Source organism: Streptomyces sp. NPDC101181 (genome assembly GCF_044767975.1).
Classification (GTDB): domain Bacteria; phylum Actinomycetota; class Actinomycetes; order Streptomycetales; family Streptomycetaceae; genus Streptomyces.
Window position 1 is genome coordinate 14,686 of the sequence record NZ_JBIWOX010000025.1, and the last position, 13,159, is coordinate 27,844.

Below are 13,159 nucleotides of genomic sequence, written 5' to 3' on the forward strand. Positions count from 1 at the left end.
AACCACCATGAGCGCATCTCAGCTACCTCAGCCGCCCTTGTCAGCTCAGTCCCAGCCTGGGAGCGACGCACCCACCCTCCTCGTCAAGATCTTCGGCAAGGACCGTCCCGGGATCACCGCCGGGCTCTTCGACACCCTCGCCGCGTACGCGGTCGACGTCGTCGACATCGAGCAGGTCGTCACCCGGGGCCGCATCGTGCTGTGCGCCCTGGTCAGTACGCCCGTAGCGGGCGGGACGAGCGAGGGCGACCTGCGGGCGACCGTGCACAGCTGGGCCGAGTCCCTGAAGCTCCAGGCCGAGATCATCTCGGGTATCGGCGACAACCGCCCGCGTGGCGAGGGCCGTTCCCATGTGACCGTGCTGGGCCATCCGCTCAGCGCGGAGTCGACGGCCGCCATAGCGGCCGCGATCACCTCGACCGGTGGGAACATCGACCGGATCTTCCGGCTGGCGAAGTACCCGGTCACCGCCGTCGAGTTCGCGGTGTCCGGGACGGCGACCGGGCAGCTGCGGACCGCGCTGGCGACCGCAGCCGCGGAGATCGGCGTGGACGTCGCGGTGGTCTCGGCCGGGCTGAGCCGCCGGGCCCAGCGCCTGGTCGTGATGGACGTCGACTCCACGTTGATCCAGGACGAGGTGATCGAGCTGTTCGCGGCCCACGCGGGCTGCGGGGACAAGGTCGCCGAGGTGACCGAGCAGGCGATGCGCGGCGAACTGGACTTCGAGCAGTCGCTGCACGCCCGGGTCGCGCTGCTGGCCGGTCTGGACGCCTCGGTGGTGGACAAGGTGCGCTCCGAGGTGCGGCTCACCCCCGGCGCCCGCACCCTGATCCGTACGCTGAAGCGGCTCGGGTACCAAGTGGGCGTCGTCTCCGGTGGGTTCACCCAGGTCACCGACGACCTCAAGGAGCGCCTCGGCCTCGACTTCGCCTCCGCCAACACCCTGGAGGTGGTGGACGGCAAGCTCACCGGGCGGGTCGTCGGGGACATCGTGGACCGGGCGGGCAAGGCCCGGCTGCTGCGCAGCTTCGCCGAACAGGCGGGGGTGCCGCTGGCGCAGACGGTGGCCATCGGGGACGGGGCGAACGATCTGGACATGCTCAACACCGCCGGGCTCGGCGTCGCGTTCAACGCGAAGCCGGTCGTCCGCGAGGCCGCGCACACCGCGGTGAACGTGCCGTTCCTGGACACCGTGCTCTATCTGCTCGGCATCACCCGCGAAGAGGTGGAGGCCGCGGACGGCCTCGTCGAACGAGCCGGATGACGAACGAACACGCGGGGCCCCGGCACCATCGTGGTGCCGGGGCCCCGCGTGCGCGTGACGTGGTGCGGGTGGCGTGGTACGGCGCGGGGCCCGTCGCCCTGTCTGCGGTACGTCGTGCTGGGGCGGGGCCGGTGATCCCGTGTGCGAGCCCCCGCGAGCCATGGGGCTCAGTCGTTCGGCGTCCAGTACTCGGTGAGCTTTCCGGCCCCGTGCTCCACGCTCTTCCAGGAGCCGGGGAACTCCACCACGGCGTAGGACGCCGTCGGGAATCCGTCGCGGGTCATCCTGGCCAGGGTGTCGCCCTCGGCCGATCCGGAGAGGGCGTCGGCGGCCCCGTGCATCCCGGGGTTGTGGCCGATGACCAGGAGGTTGCGGACGTCGTCGGGGGTCTCGTTGAACAGGGCGATCAGGTCGCCGAGGGAGGCCTCGTACAGTCTCTCCTCGTAGACGGTCCTGGGACGCTGGGCGAATTCGTGGACCGCCAGCTTCCAGGTCTCCCGCGTCCTGACGGCGCTGGAGCAGAGGGCCAGATCGAAGTCGATGCCGGAACCGGCGAGCCTGCGGCCGGCCACGGGCGCGTCCTTGCGGCCGCGCTCGGCCAGCGGGCGCTCGTGGTCGGAAGCCTGTGACCATTCCGCCTTGGCGTGCCGGAGAAGGACGATCCTGCGAGGTGTCTCGACGCTCATACAGCCCAGCTTCGCATGAAATGCGGCCTGCGGCGCAGGGTGTTGACGGGCTCGTCCGACCAGTTGCCCCGCTGGTCCGGGGCCTGGAGGGCGGAGCCCGGTCTCAGCGTATGAGGAAGTGGAGTGCGCGCTCGATCAGCTGTCCGAGCACGGGGGCGCCCGGGGCGGCGGTGGCCTCTCCGGGGTTGATGATCATCAGGAGCAGGAGCGCGAAGGCCGCGGCGGGCAGGGCGACGGCCCACCAGGGCAGCCGGACCTCCACCCTCTGCGGGGCGGACCGGGAGGACCGGGGATGGGTCGGTGCCGGCATGTCTGCCTCCGTGGGGCCTCGGGCCGTCGTCACCTGTGAACCTAAGGCTCGCGGGCGACCGGTCCCACCCGGCTACCCACCCACTTCACCCTGACACCGGCCCCCTAGGGGTTGGTGGGGGCAGCCCCACCAACCGGGGGCGAAGGGGACGTGGAGGGGGTCTTCGAGGAGGCTCAGGGGGAGGCGATCGAGGCGATCACGCCGATGACCACGGTCACGAGAAGCATCGCCCCGAACACGAGGAGAAGCTTCTTCTGGCCGTTCTGGGGATTCGGATCGAGCACGGGCATGGGTTCAGTCTCGCATCTCAGCACTCGTCCTCGATCGTCCGGTCCCGTCCGGCCAGGATTCCGGCCGCCATCTGGGGAATCATCAGGCCCGCCATCAGGGCGATCGGCAGGCCCCAGCCGCCGCTGTGCTGGTAGAGCACACCGACGAGCAGCGGACCCGGGATGGAGAGCAGATAGCCGGTGGACTGGGCGAAGGCGGAGAGCCTGACCACGCCCGCGCCGGTGCGGGCCCGCATGCCGATCATCGTGAGGGCCAGCGGGAAGGCGCAGTTCGCGACGCCGAGGAGCACCGCCCAGACCCAGGCCCCGGCGGCCGGGGCGAGGTAGAGGCCTCCGTAGCCGACCAGGCCGCACAGGCCGAGTGCCACGACGATGGGGCCCTGCTGCTGGAGGCGGGAGGCGACGCGGGGGATGACGAAGGCGAGCGGAACGCCCATCGCCATGGTGACCGCGAGCAGGACGCCCGCCGTGCCCGCGGAGACCCCGGCGTCGCGGAAGATCTGCGGCATCCAGCCCATGGTGATGTAGGCGGCGGTGGCCTGGAGGCCGAAGAAGCAGGCGAGGCCCCAGGCGGTCCGGCTGCGGGTGATGCGGAGCGCGGCTCCCTCGGCGGGGCGGGCGTCCGCGGCCCGAGCGGTGTCAGTGCCGGTGCCGGACCGGTCGGCGGCGGGGGCGCGGGACGACGTGGCGGTCGCAGCGGCGGACTGCCCCGGGGCGGGGGTGCGGTCCCGTACGAGGACGATCCACGGCAGGACCGCGAGGGCGGCGAGCACGGCCCAGACGGCGAGTCCGGACTGCCAGCCGCCGAGCGCGCCGGTGAGCGGGACGGTGACGGCGGCGGCCAGGGCGGTGCCGAGGGCCAGGGCCATCGAGTAGAGGCCGGTCATGGTGCCGACGCGGTCGGGGAACCAGCGCTTGACGATCACCGGCATCAGGATGTTGCTGACGGCGATGCCCATGAGGGCCAGCGCGCTGGCGGCGAGGAATCCGGCGGTGGAGCCGATGTACGGGCGGATCACCAGACCGGCCGCGATGGCCGCCATGCCCGCGCAGACGACGGTGCCCGCGCCGAAGCGGCGGGCGAGGCGCGGCGCCATCACCCCGAAGGCCGCGAAGCAGAGCGGCGGCACGGAGGTGAGGACGCCGGCCACGCTGCCGCTCATGTGCAGCCCGTCGCGCACCTCTTCGAGTAGAGCGCCGAGGCTGGTGATGGCGGGGCGGAGGTTCAGGGCGGCCAGGACGAGCCCGACGGCGATGAGGCGCAGCAGCCAGGGCGCGGGGGCCGCGTCCGTCACGGGAAGGCGGGGCTCGCGCGGGTCGTGGGAGGTGCGCGCGGCGGGGCCGCGGTTCAGGGTCGGGGTCTGCGTCTCGTCGTCCGGCATGGCTCCATCATAGAATCATGGGATGATTGGTTGTCCAATCCCGCACACCCTCGCGGGACCCCCCCGGCGGGCTCCGGAACCTCCCCCACGGACCGCCGGGTCCCCTCGGGTACCCCGGGCCTCTCTGAGAGAATCCGGCCCGGACCTGACAGCTCACGAGCAAGGAGCACCATGGCGCTGACGTCTCCACGGCGTTCGGCACTCTCCGACCAGGTGATCGCCCAGTTGCGGAACCAGATCACCTCGGGCGAGTGGCCGGTCGGCTCACGGATCCCGACCGAGCCCGAGCTGGTCGAGCAGCTGGGCGTGGCCCGTAACACCGTGCGCGAGGCCGTGCGGGCGCTCGCGCACAACGGGCTGCTCGACATCCGGCAGGGCTCGGGCACCTATGTGGTCGCCACCAGTGAGCTGGCCGGGGTGATGCACCGCAGGTTCGCGGCGGCCGACCCCCGGCACATCGCGGAGCTGCGCTCCACGCTGGAGTCCTCGGCGGCCCGGCTGGCGGCCGCCCGGCGCACCGAGCGGGATCTGCGGCAGCTGGACACGCTGATGGCGCGCCGGGAGGAGGCCTGGGCGTCGGGTGAGGCGGAGGCGTTCGTCGCCGCAGACGCGACGCTGCACCTGGCGGTGGTCGCCGCCTCGCACAACGACGTGCTGACGGAGCTGTACGCGGACCTCGGGGATCTTCTGCGTGACTACCTGCGCGGCGACGTGGGGCCCGAACTGCGGCCGGAGAACCACATGGACCACGCCCGGCTGGTGGAGGCGATCCGGGCGGGCGACGCGGAGACGGCGGCGGCCGAGGCGGCGGGCCACGCGCTGAACTGCCTCGCGGACCGGGTGTAGCCGTCGGGGCGGCGGGAGGCGCTCACACCGGGGCGGGGCGGTGACTGACCCAGGCGGTCGCGATCTCCTTCCAGCAGCGGTCCTCCAGCCGTACGGTCCGGCCGGGCTCCACCGCGACCGCCGCGCCGTCCGCGTCCACGTCCCACCAGCGCTCGCACTCGGTGTGCAGCTGGACCAGGTCGGTGGAGGGATAGGGGTTGTGGCAGTACGCGACGACCCGGGAACCCTCGACGGACGTACGGCACTCGGAGCCCGCGGGCTCCCGTTCGGGTTCAGAGGGTTTCGCGGCCGTGGCGGCGTCGGCGCCCCGGGCGGCGTGCACCCCCAGGGGGACCGCGAGGGCGGCGAAGGCGAGCGTGGCGGCCAGCAGGAGACGGGTGCGACGACGCGTGGGGCGCACGGCGTTCTCCCTCCCGCAGCCTGACCAGAAGTCCGGTTCCTCCACATTCTGCGGTGGATCGGCGGACTTTTCGACCGGAGCGGTCACGCACGGCGACGGCCCCGGCCGCGTACCGCCCCCGCGTACGGCGAGAGGGGTGCGCGGCCGGGGGCCGTCGCCGAAGGTCGCGCGGGGTCAGGCGCCCATCATGTGCACGCCGCTGTCGACGTGGATGATCTCGCCCGTGGTGCGCGGGAAGAAGTCGGAGAGCAGCGCCACGACACCGCGGCCGGCCGGCTCCGGGTCGGACATGTCCCAGGCGAGCGGGGCGCGGGTGTTCCAGACGTCGGCCAGCTCGGAGAAGCCGGGGATGGACTTGGCGGCCATGGAGCCGATCGGTCCGGCGGAGATCAGGTTGCAGCGCAGCCCGTCCTTGCCCAGGTCACGGGCGAGGTAGCGGGAGGTGGCCTCCAGGGCGGCCTTGGCCGGGCCCATCCAGTCGTACTGCGGCCAGGCGTACTGGGCGTCGAAGGTGAGGCCGACGATCGAGCCGCCCTCGCTCATCAGCGGCTTGCAGGCCATGGCCAGCGACTTCAGGGAGAACGCCGAGACGTGCATCGCGGTGGCGACGGACTCGAAGGGCGTGTTGAGGAAGTTGCCGCCGAGCGCGTCCTGCGGCGCGAAGCCGATGGAGTGGACGACGCCGTCGAGCGAGCCCAGCTCCTCGCGCACCAGGCCCTCCAGCCGGTCCAGGTGCTCCTGGTCGGTCACGTCCAGCTCGATGACCTTGGCCGGCTTCGGCAGCTTCCGGGCGATGCGCTCGGTCAGGGTCGGGCGGGGGAAGGCGGTGAGGATGATCTCGGCGCCCTGCTCCTGGGCCACCTTCGCGGTGTGGAACGCGATGGACGACTCCATCAGCACCCCGGTGATCAGGACGCGCTTGCCGTCGAGGATTCCGCTCATGGTGATCAGTGACCCATGCCCAATCCGCCGTCAACGGGGATGACGGCTCCAGTGATGTACGACGCGTCGTCGGAGGCGAGGAAGCGCACCGCGGCCGCGATCTCCTCGGGCCGCGCGTAACGGCCGAGCGGCACCTGGGACACGATGCCCTTGCGCTGCTCCTCGGTGAGCACCTGGGTCATGTCGGTGTCGACGAAACCGGGGGCGACGACGTTGAAGGTGATGTTCCGCGATCCGAGCTCACGGGCCAGCGACCGGGCGAAGCCGACGAGTCCGGCCTTGGAGGCGGCGTAGTTGGCCTGACCGGCCGAGCCGAGGAGCCCGACGACGGAGGAGATGAGGACGACGCGGCCCTTCTTGGCGCGCAGCATGGCGCGGTTGGCGCGCTTGACGACCCGGAAGGTGCCGGTGAGGTTGGTGTCGACGACGGCGGTGAAGTCCTCCTCCGACATCCGCATCAGCAACTGGTCCTTGGTGATGCCCGCGTTGGCGACCAGCACCTCCACCGGACCCTGCTTGTCCTCGATCTCCTTGTAGGCCTGCTCCACCTGTTCGGCGTCGGTGATGTCGCAGCGGACGGCGAGGACACCCGCGTCGGTGAGCGCCCGGGGCGGCTCTCCGGAGCGGTAGGTGATCGCGACCTGGTCGCCGTTGTCGGCGAAGGCGCGGGCGATGGCGAGGCCGATGCCCCGGTTTCCTCCGGTGACGAGAACCGAGCGGCTCAACGGATCACCCTTTCCTTGGCGGTCTGGTGCGTGGTTCCTGGCGGTCGGTTACGTCGAAAACCTATCGGTACCGCGCACCGAACGGAGAATCGGGCCCTGACAGTGGCTTGTCCGGGGGGCTGTGGGATTCCTACAGTCCGGGGAGTTGCGTGCCGTGCTCACGCAGTCGCGGCATCCCCCGGTGTGGTCCTCCTCGGGCATGGTTCACTGCCGTCGTGTATCGAGAAGGGAATTCCCTGTGCCCCACGAGGTAGATCAGTCATTCCTGGCCCTCCCGTCGCGTGCTCTCGCCGACGCGGCGCTCGCACGGGCGCGAGCACTCGGCGCCACCCACGCCGACTTCCGGCTGGAGCGTGTGCGCGGCGCCTCCTGGCGGCTGCGGGACGCCCGGCCCGCCGGCGCGTCGGACAGCACCGACCTCGGGTACGCGGTGCGGGTGGTGCACGGCGGCGCGTGGGGGTTCGCCTCGGGCGTCGACCTGACGATGGACGCGGCGGCGAAGGTCGCCTCGCAGGCGGTCGCGATGGCCAAGCTGTCCGCGAAGGTGATCGCGGCGGCCGGTTCCGACGAGCTGGTGGAGCTGGCGGACGAGCCGTCGCACGGCGAGCGGACCTGGGTGTCCGCGTACGAGGTCGACCCCTTCTCCGTACCGGACGAGGAGAAGGCGGCGCTGCTCGCCGAGTGGAGCGGGCGGCTGCTGGGCGCGGACGGCGTGGCACATGTGGACGCGTCCCTGATGACCGTGCACGAGAACAAGTTCTACGCGGACACGTCGGGCACCGTCACCACGCAGCAACGCGTGCGGATCCACCCGCAGTTCACCGCCGTCGCGGTGGACGGCGCGACCGGTGAGTTCGACTCGATGCGGACCATCGCCCCGCCGGTGGGCCGGGGTTGGGAGTATCTGACCGGGACCGGCTGGGACTGGGACACGGAGCTGGAGCAGATCCCCGGCCTGCTCGCCGAGAAGATGCGGGCGCCGGGCGTCGAGGCGGGGGCGTACGACTTGGTCGTCGACCCGTCGAACCTGTGGCTGACCATCCACGAGTCGATCGGCCACGCCACCGAGCTGGACCGGGCGCTGGGGTACGAGGCGGCGTACGCGGGCACCTCGTTCGCCACCTTCGACCAGCTGGGCAAGCTGGCGTACGGCTCCCCCGTGATGAACGTGACCGGTGACCGCACCGCCGAGCACGGGCTCGCCACCATCGGGTACGACGACGAGGGCGTCGAGGCGCAGTCCTGGGACCTGGTGAAGGACGGCACGCTCGTCGGCTACCAGCTGGACCGCCGGATCGCGAAGCTCACCGGGCTCGGCCGCTCCAACGGGTGCGCGTACGCGGACTCGCCGGGCCATGTCCCCGTCCAGCGCATGGCGAACGTGTCGTTGCGACCGGATCCGGGCGGGCTCTCCACGGAGGACCTGATCGGGGGCGTGGAGCGCGGGATCTACGTGGTCGGTGACCGGTCCTGGTCGATCGACATGCAGCGCTACAACTTCCAGTTCACCGGGCAGCGGTTCTTCCGCATCGAGAACGGCAGGCTGGCCGGGCAGTTGCGGGACGTGGCGTACCAGGCGACGACCACGGACTTCTGGGGCTCGATGGAGAAGGTCGGCGGCCCCCAGACGTACGTCCTGGGCGGCGCGTTCAACTGCGGCAAGGCCCAGCCGGGGCAGGTGGCTGCGGTCTCGCACGGCTGTCCCTCCGCCCTCTTCCGAGGCGTGAACATCCTCAACACGACGCAGGAGGCCGGACGATGAGCGGTGACCACGGAACCGGCCGGGGGTCCGGGGCTCGCACCCCGGGCAGGCACAGTCTCAACACGACGCGGGAGGCCGGACGATGAGCCGGGTCAGCAAGCCGTACGAGATCGTCGAGCGGGCTCTGGAGCTGTCCACCACGGACGGCCTGGTGGTCATCGCCGACGAGCACTCCTCCGCCAACCTGCGCTGGGCGGGCAACGCGCTCACCACCAACGGCGTGACCCGGGGGCGCACCCTGACCGTGATCGCCACCGTGGACGGGGCCGAGGGAACCGCGTCCGGTGTCGTGTCCCGGTCCGCCGTGACCGCCGACGACCTGGAGCCGCTGGTGCGGGCCGCCGAGGCCGCCGCCCGGGGCGCGGGTCCGGCGGAGGACGCGCAGCCGCTGGTCGGCGGGGTGCCCTCCTCCCCGGACTTCACGGACGCGCCCGCCGAGACCGGCTCGGAGGTCTTCGCGGACTTCGCCCCGGCCCTCGGTGACGCCTTCGGCCGGGCCCGGTCGGGCGGCCGCGAGCTGTACGGGTTCGCCAGCCACGAGCTGACCTCGACGTACGTCGGCACCTCGACGGGGCTGCGACTGCGCCACGACCAGCCGAACGGGACGCTGGAGCTGAACGCGAAGTCCCCGGACCGGACGCGCTCGGCGTGGGCGGGCCGGGCCACCCGGGACTTCAAGGACGTCGACCCCGCGGCGCTGGACGCGGAGCTGGCGCGGCGGCTGGGCTGGGCGGAGCGGCGTATCGACCTGCCCGCCGGGCGGTACGAGACGCTGCTGCCGCCGACGGCCGTCGCGGACCTGCTGATCTACCAGCTGTGGTCGTCGACCGCGCGGGACGCGGTGGAGGGCCGGACGGTGTTCTCGACGCCGGGCGGCGGGACCCGGCTGGGCGAGCGGCTCGCCCCGCTCCCCCTCACCCTGCGCAGCGACCCGCACGCGCCGGGCCTGGAGTCGGCGCCGTTCGTGATCGCCCACTCCTCCGGCGACAGCGGCTCCGTCTTCGACAACGGGCTGCCGCTGTCCCCGACCGAGTGGGTGCGGGAGGGGAGGCTGGAGCGGCTGACGACGACCCGGCACTCGGCGGACCTGACCGGCCTCCCGGTCGCCCCGGCCATCGACAACCTGGTGCTGGACGGGGGCGGTGAGCGGTCCTTGGAGGAGATGGTCGCCGCGACGACCGGGCGGGCGCTGCTCCTGACCTGCCTCTGGTACATCCGCGAGGTGGACCCGGCGACGCTGCTGCTGACCGGGCTGACCCGGGACGGCGTCTATCTGGTGGAGGACGGCGAGGTGGTCGGCGAGGTGAACAACTTCCGCTTCAACGAGTCGCCGGTGGACCTGCTGTCCCGGGCGTCGGAGGCGGGGCGTACGGAGAAGACGCTGCCGCGCGAGTGGGGCGACTGGTTCACCCGGGCGGCGATGCCCGCGCTGCGCGTCCCGGACTTCAACATGAGCTCGGTCAGCCAGGGGGTGTGACCCGCCCAAGGGCTGTCACGTCATCCCTGGTGGATCAGCGTGCGGCGTCAGATGCGGTGCATCGCAAGGCGGAGGGACGTCCGAATACCAGATGTATTCGGACGTTCCGACAACGCGGCGAGGTGCCGTAGCTGTCGTCGCGCGCCCACCAGGGATTACGGAACAGCCCCTAGACTGAGGTGTCGCAATTCGATGACGTAGACCAAGGAGACACGGAACCGTGACGGACATCGTCGACGAGCTGAAGTGGCGCGGGCTGTTCGCCCAGTCCACCGACGAGGACGCATTGCGCAAGGCTCTCGCGGACGGTCCCGTCACCTTCTATTGCGGCTTCGACCCGACCGCGGCGAGCCTCCACGTGGGGCACCTCGTGCAGGTGCTCACCATGCGGCGGCTCCAGCAGGCCGGGCTGAAGCCGCTCGCGCTGGTCGGCGGGGCCACGGGGCAGATCGGTGACCCGCGGCCCACCGCCGAGCGCACCCTGAACGACCCGGAGACCATCGCCGCCTGGGTGGGGCGGCTGCGCGGGCAGATCGAGCCCTTCCTGACCTTCGAGGGTCCGAACGCGGCGACGATGGTCAACAACCTGGACTGGACCGCGGGGATGTCCGCGATCGAGTTCCTGCGGGACATCGGCAAGCACTTCCGGGTCAACAAGATGCTCACCAAGGACTCGGTCGCCCGTCGGCTGGAGTCGCAGGAGGGCATCAGCTACACCGAGTTCAGCTACCAGCTGCTCCAGGGCATGGACTTCCTGGAGCTGTACCGCCGGCACGGCTGCACCCTTCAGCAGGGCGGCAGCGACCAGTGGGGCAACCTCACCGCGGGCATCGACCTGATCCACCGCCTGGAGCCGGGCGCGGCGGTGCACGCGCTGGCGACGCCGCTGATGACGAAGGCGGACGGAACGAAGTTCGGCAAGTCGGAGAGCGGCGCGGTCTGGCTCGACCCGGAGATGACCACGCCGTACGCGTTCTACCAGTTCTGGCTGAACGTGGACGACCGGGACGTCTCGCGCTACCTGCGCATCCTCAGCTTCAAGAGCCGTGCGGAGCTGGAGGAGCTGGAGAAGCTGACCGAGGAGCGGCCGCAGGCGCGTTCCGCCCAGCGGGCGCTGGCCGAGGAGCTGACGACGCTGGTGCACGGCGGCGAGCAGTGCGCGGCCGTGATCGCGGCGTCGAAGGCGCTGTTCGGGCAGGGTGACCTGGCCGAGCTGGACGAGGCGACGCTGAGCGCGGCGCTGTCGGAGGTGCCGCACGCCCGGGTCGCCGACCTGGGGCCGCTGGTGGACCTCCTGGTGGAGGTCGGTCTCGCGCCGAGCAAGTCGGGGGCCCGCCGGACGGTCAAGGAGGGCGGCGCCTACGTGAACAACGTGAAGGCCGTCGACGGGGAGGTGGCTCCGGCGGCCGGGGAGCTGCTGCACGGGCGCTGGCTGGTGCTGCGCCGGGGCAAGAAGAACCTGGCGGCGGTCGAGGTGGTCCCGGCGGGCTGACCCCCTCCGCCCTGCCTCGGCCCTGCGACCGTACGCCCTCCCTCACGTACGACGCCGCGGCCGGGCACGCGTTCTCTCGCGTGTCCGGCCGCGGCGCTGTCGTACGGGGGCTGGTCAGGTTCTCTGACTGCGGCCGCCCCGGACCTTCTGCCAGAGCATGTCCCCGACGGCGACAACGGCCACGGCGCCCGCCAGCTGCAACAGATGGCGGATCCAGTCGATGCCCTTGGTGTCGGCGACGCCGATCCAGCCGGCCACGGCGTTACCGATGATGCTGCCGATGATGCCGAACACGACCGTCAGCCAGAGGGGGATGTCCTGTTTGCCCGGCAGGATCGCTCGGGCGATCACGCCGAGCACCAAACCCACGATGATTGCCCACAACCAGCTCATTTCGCCTCCTCGTGCGGCGCGGTGTGCGCGTCCGCCCAGTCTTGGCCCGCCGCGCGGGGCGGCGCATGCGGGATTGGGCCGTCCGGGGGACGCCCCCTCGCTCCCGGGGCCCCGCCCCGGGCTCCCGTCGGGCGGGCGCCCGGCGTACCGTGGACGCGGACCGGCCCGGGGACGACCGGCGACGAGATCGGGTGGTGGAGCGATGCTGCGGAAGAACGAGGGCGCGGAGGTCTTCCGGATCACCGGTGCACGTCAGGGGCTGGCGGACGATGTCCGGGGCAGGCAGCGGCGCTATGTGATCTCGATGTCGGTGCGCACGGTGTCGGTGGTGCTGGCCGCGACGCTGTGGAACGTCGAACGGCATGTGGCGATCGTGGCGCTGGTGCTGGGGGTGCTGCTGCCGTACGTGGCGGTGGTCATCGCCAACGCGGGCCGGGAGAACGCGCCTTCGCTGCCGACGACGTACGTCCCGATGCCGATGCGGCCCGCCGTGGAGGCGGCTCCGACGGCCTCCCGGGCGGAGTCTCCCGGTCCGGAAGAGCCGGGCGGGCGGGTGCCCCCGTCGCAGGGGCACAGCTGAACCCCGTACACCCCGGGAAGCTCAGGAAAACCTCAGATCAATCATGAAGTTCCGGTGCACCGCACCCCGGTCCCCGTGACATACTTCGAGAGCGCTCCGCATCCCCCGTCGGAGCGACGGACCGACGCCGGGCAGCTCCCCCCGTGGCTGCCCGGCGTCGCCGTTTCTCCGGCCGGGGGACGCGCGAGAGGGCCCCGGACCAGCGGTCGATCTCGGGAGGATCGCGCAGGTCCGGCAAGTGACAGCCGCGGCCTGAAATCGATGACCGCGCGGCCTGGATGGCTGGAGCAGTCGGATTCTCAGTCCCGATGCCCGTCGGCCGGTGCCTTCAGCAATCGGTTCAGCTCGTCCCCGGCCTCGTCGTACCCGGCGTCGGAGATCCGTTGCAGCTCGCGCAGATCGCCGGTCGCGGCCACACGTCGAGTGAGCAGAAAACCAGCGCGCATCGACCCCTCGTCCAGCAGCTCGCTCAGTTCTCCGAGGTCGTCCGCCGCGTCGGCGAGGTCGGCCAGCTGGTCCAGAGCGGTCTCGTTGCCCGCGTCGGCCAGCTCGCGCAGGGTTTCCCGATCGATATTCGTATTCGCCATGACGCCATGCTGCAACCTTGCCC

The 13,159-nt window shown here is 71.7% G+C and carries 15 protein-coding genes; 6 read left to right on the top strand and 9 right to left on the bottom strand.

All coding sequences use genetic code 11. From position 1 onward, the window contains the following. Positions 1-7: 7 nt before the first annotated feature. On the top strand, positions 8-1,264 hold the full coding sequence (gene serB / locus ACIRRU_RS27775; RefSeq protein WP_403685028.1) for a phosphoserine phosphatase SerB: 1,257 nt from the start codon (positions 8-10) through the stop codon (positions 1,262-1,264). A 167-nt stretch (positions 1,265-1,431) separates the two neighbouring features. Here the strand turns inward: serB and ACIRRU_RS27780 are convergent, their stop codons facing one another. The 4 genes from ACIRRU_RS27780 to ACIRRU_RS27795 all read right to left on the bottom strand — a co-directional run bounded on the left by ACIRRU_RS27780 (position 1,432) and on the right by ACIRRU_RS27795 (position 3,932). Next, the gene (locus tag ACIRRU_RS27780) at positions 1,432-1,950 is read right to left on the bottom strand and encodes a histidine phosphatase family protein (RefSeq protein WP_363203320.1); all 519 of its coding nucleotides are present in this window, start codon (positions 1,948-1,950) and stop codon (positions 1,432-1,434) included. Between the two features lie 103 nt (positions 1,951-2,053). Further along, entirely contained in the window at positions 2,054-2,260 is a 207-nt protein-coding gene (locus ACIRRU_RS27785) for a hypothetical protein (protein ID WP_403685031.1), read from the bottom strand. 173 nt (positions 2,261-2,433) lie between these two features. Further along, positions 2,434-2,550: an SGM_5486 family transporter-associated protein gene (locus ACIRRU_RS27790; RefSeq protein WP_363203318.1), complete on the bottom strand. Its 117-nt coding sequence runs from the start codon at positions 2,548-2,550 to the stop codon at positions 2,434-2,436. Between the two features lie 17 nt (positions 2,551-2,567). Further along, positions 2,568-3,932, bottom strand: a complete 1,365-nt coding sequence (locus tag ACIRRU_RS27795) for a CynX/NimT family MFS transporter (RefSeq protein ID WP_403685033.1) — start codon at positions 3,930-3,932, stop codon at positions 2,568-2,570. Between the two features lie 171 nt (positions 3,933-4,103). On the opposite strand from ACIRRU_RS27795, the gene ACIRRU_RS27800 reads away from it, so the two are divergent. After that, the gene (locus tag ACIRRU_RS27800; RefSeq protein ID WP_363203316.1) at positions 4,104-4,778 is read left to right on the top strand and encodes an FCD domain-containing protein; all 675 of its coding nucleotides are present in this window, start codon (positions 4,104-4,106) and stop codon (positions 4,776-4,778) included. A gap of 22 nt (positions 4,779-4,800) precedes the next feature. On the opposite strand, the gene ACIRRU_RS27805 is transcribed toward ACIRRU_RS27800, so the two are convergent. From ACIRRU_RS27805 to fabG, 3 genes are all read right to left on the bottom strand, one after another. Further along, positions 4,801-5,178: a hypothetical protein gene (locus ACIRRU_RS27805; protein WP_403685034.1), complete on the bottom strand. Its 378-nt coding sequence runs from the start codon at positions 5,176-5,178 to the stop codon at positions 4,801-4,803. 174 nt (positions 5,179-5,352) lie between these two features. Next, positions 5,353-6,120: an enoyl-ACP reductase FabI gene (gene fabI / locus ACIRRU_RS27810; RefSeq protein WP_403685035.1), complete on the bottom strand. Its 768-nt coding sequence runs from the start codon at positions 6,118-6,120 to the stop codon at positions 5,353-5,355. Between the two features lie 5 nt (positions 6,121-6,125). Beyond that, on the bottom strand, positions 6,126-6,845 hold the full coding sequence (gene fabG / locus ACIRRU_RS27815) for a 3-oxoacyl-[acyl-carrier-protein] reductase (protein ID WP_403685037.1): 720 nt from the start codon (positions 6,843-6,845) through the stop codon (positions 6,126-6,128). Between the two features lie 238 nt (positions 6,846-7,083). Between fabG and ACIRRU_RS27820 the strand changes: the two genes are divergently transcribed. The 3 genes from ACIRRU_RS27820 to tyrS all read left to right on the top strand — a co-directional run bounded on the left by ACIRRU_RS27820 (position 7,084) and on the right by tyrS (position 11,576). Further along, positions 7,084-8,607: a TldD/PmbA family protein gene (locus ACIRRU_RS27820; protein ID WP_363203312.1), complete on the top strand. Its 1,524-nt coding sequence runs from the start codon at positions 7,084-7,086 to the stop codon at positions 8,605-8,607. Positions 8,608-8,689: 82 nt separating this feature from the next. Continuing rightward, the gene (locus tag ACIRRU_RS27825) at positions 8,690-10,084 is read left to right on the top strand and encodes a metallopeptidase TldD-related protein (protein WP_403685039.1); all 1,395 of its coding nucleotides are present in this window, start codon (positions 8,690-8,692) and stop codon (positions 10,082-10,084) included. A gap of 220 nt (positions 10,085-10,304) precedes the next feature. Further along, positions 10,305-11,576 carry a tyrosine--tRNA ligase gene (gene tyrS, locus ACIRRU_RS27830; RefSeq protein WP_403685041.1) on the top strand — a complete coding sequence of 424 codons (1,272 nt, stop codon included), beginning with the start codon at positions 10,305-10,307 and terminating at the stop codon, positions 11,574-11,576. Between the two features lie 114 nt (positions 11,577-11,690). Here the strand turns inward: tyrS and ACIRRU_RS27835 are convergent, their stop codons facing one another. Beyond that, a complete protein-coding gene (locus ACIRRU_RS27835) occupies positions 11,691-11,969 on the bottom strand; it encodes a GlsB/YeaQ/YmgE family stress response membrane protein (RefSeq protein ID WP_363203309.1) in 279 nt (92 codons plus the stop codon). A gap of 202 nt (positions 11,970-12,171) precedes the next feature. Here ACIRRU_RS27835 and ACIRRU_RS27840 point away from each other — a divergent pair, with 202 nt between their 5' ends. Then, a complete protein-coding gene (locus tag ACIRRU_RS27840) occupies positions 12,172-12,549 on the top strand; it encodes a DUF3099 domain-containing protein (RefSeq protein ID WP_363203308.1) in 378 nt (125 codons plus the stop codon). Between the two features lie 299 nt (positions 12,550-12,848). Here ACIRRU_RS27840 and ACIRRU_RS27845 read toward each other — a convergent pair whose 3' ends face one another. Then, the gene (locus ACIRRU_RS27845) at positions 12,849-13,136 is read right to left on the bottom strand and encodes a hypothetical protein (RefSeq protein ID WP_403685044.1); all 288 of its coding nucleotides are present in this window, start codon (positions 13,134-13,136) and stop codon (positions 12,849-12,851) included. Positions 13,137-13,159 lie beyond the last annotated feature (23 nt).

Excerpts from the sequence above, each read along its gene's own strand:
- ACIRRU_RS27825 (WP_403685039.1), top strand. The coding sequence starts at position 8,690 with ATGAGCCGGGTCAGCAAGCCGTACGAGATCGTCGAGCGGGCTCTGGAG.
- ACIRRU_RS27780 (WP_363203320.1), bottom strand. The coding sequence starts at position 1,950 with ATGAGCGTCGAGACACCTCGCAGGATCGTCCTTCTCCGGCACGCCAAG.
- fabI (WP_403685035.1), bottom strand. The coding sequence starts at position 6,120 with ATGAGCGGAATCCTCGACGGCAAGCGCGTCCTGATCACCGGGGTGCTG.
- ACIRRU_RS27795 (WP_403685033.1), bottom strand. The coding sequence starts at position 3,932 with ATGCCGGACGACGAGACGCAGACCCCGACCCTGAACCGCGGCCCCGCC.
- ACIRRU_RS27840 (WP_363203308.1), top strand. The coding sequence starts at position 12,172 with ATGCTGCGGAAGAACGAGGGCGCGGAGGTCTTCCGGATCACCGGTGCA.
- ACIRRU_RS27800 (WP_363203316.1), top strand. The coding sequence starts at position 4,104 with ATGGCGCTGACGTCTCCACGGCGTTCGGCACTCTCCGACCAGGTGATC.
- ACIRRU_RS27790 (WP_363203318.1), bottom strand. The coding sequence starts at position 2,550 with ATGCCCGTGCTCGATCCGAATCCCCAGAACGGCCAGAAGAAGCTTCTC.
- ACIRRU_RS27845 (WP_403685044.1), bottom strand. The coding sequence starts at position 13,136 with ATGGCGAATACGAATATCGATCGGGAAACCCTGCGCGAGCTGGCCGAC.
- ACIRRU_RS27785 (WP_403685031.1), bottom strand. The coding sequence starts at position 2,260 with ATGCCGGCACCGACCCATCCCCGGTCCTCCCGGTCCGCCCCGCAGAGG.
- ACIRRU_RS27835 (WP_363203309.1), bottom strand. The coding sequence starts at position 11,969 with ATGAGCTGGTTGTGGGCAATCATCGTGGGTTTGGTGCTCGGCGTGATC.
- serB (WP_403685028.1), top strand. The coding sequence starts at position 8 with ATGAGCGCATCTCAGCTACCTCAGCCGCCCTTGTCAGCTCAGTCCCAG.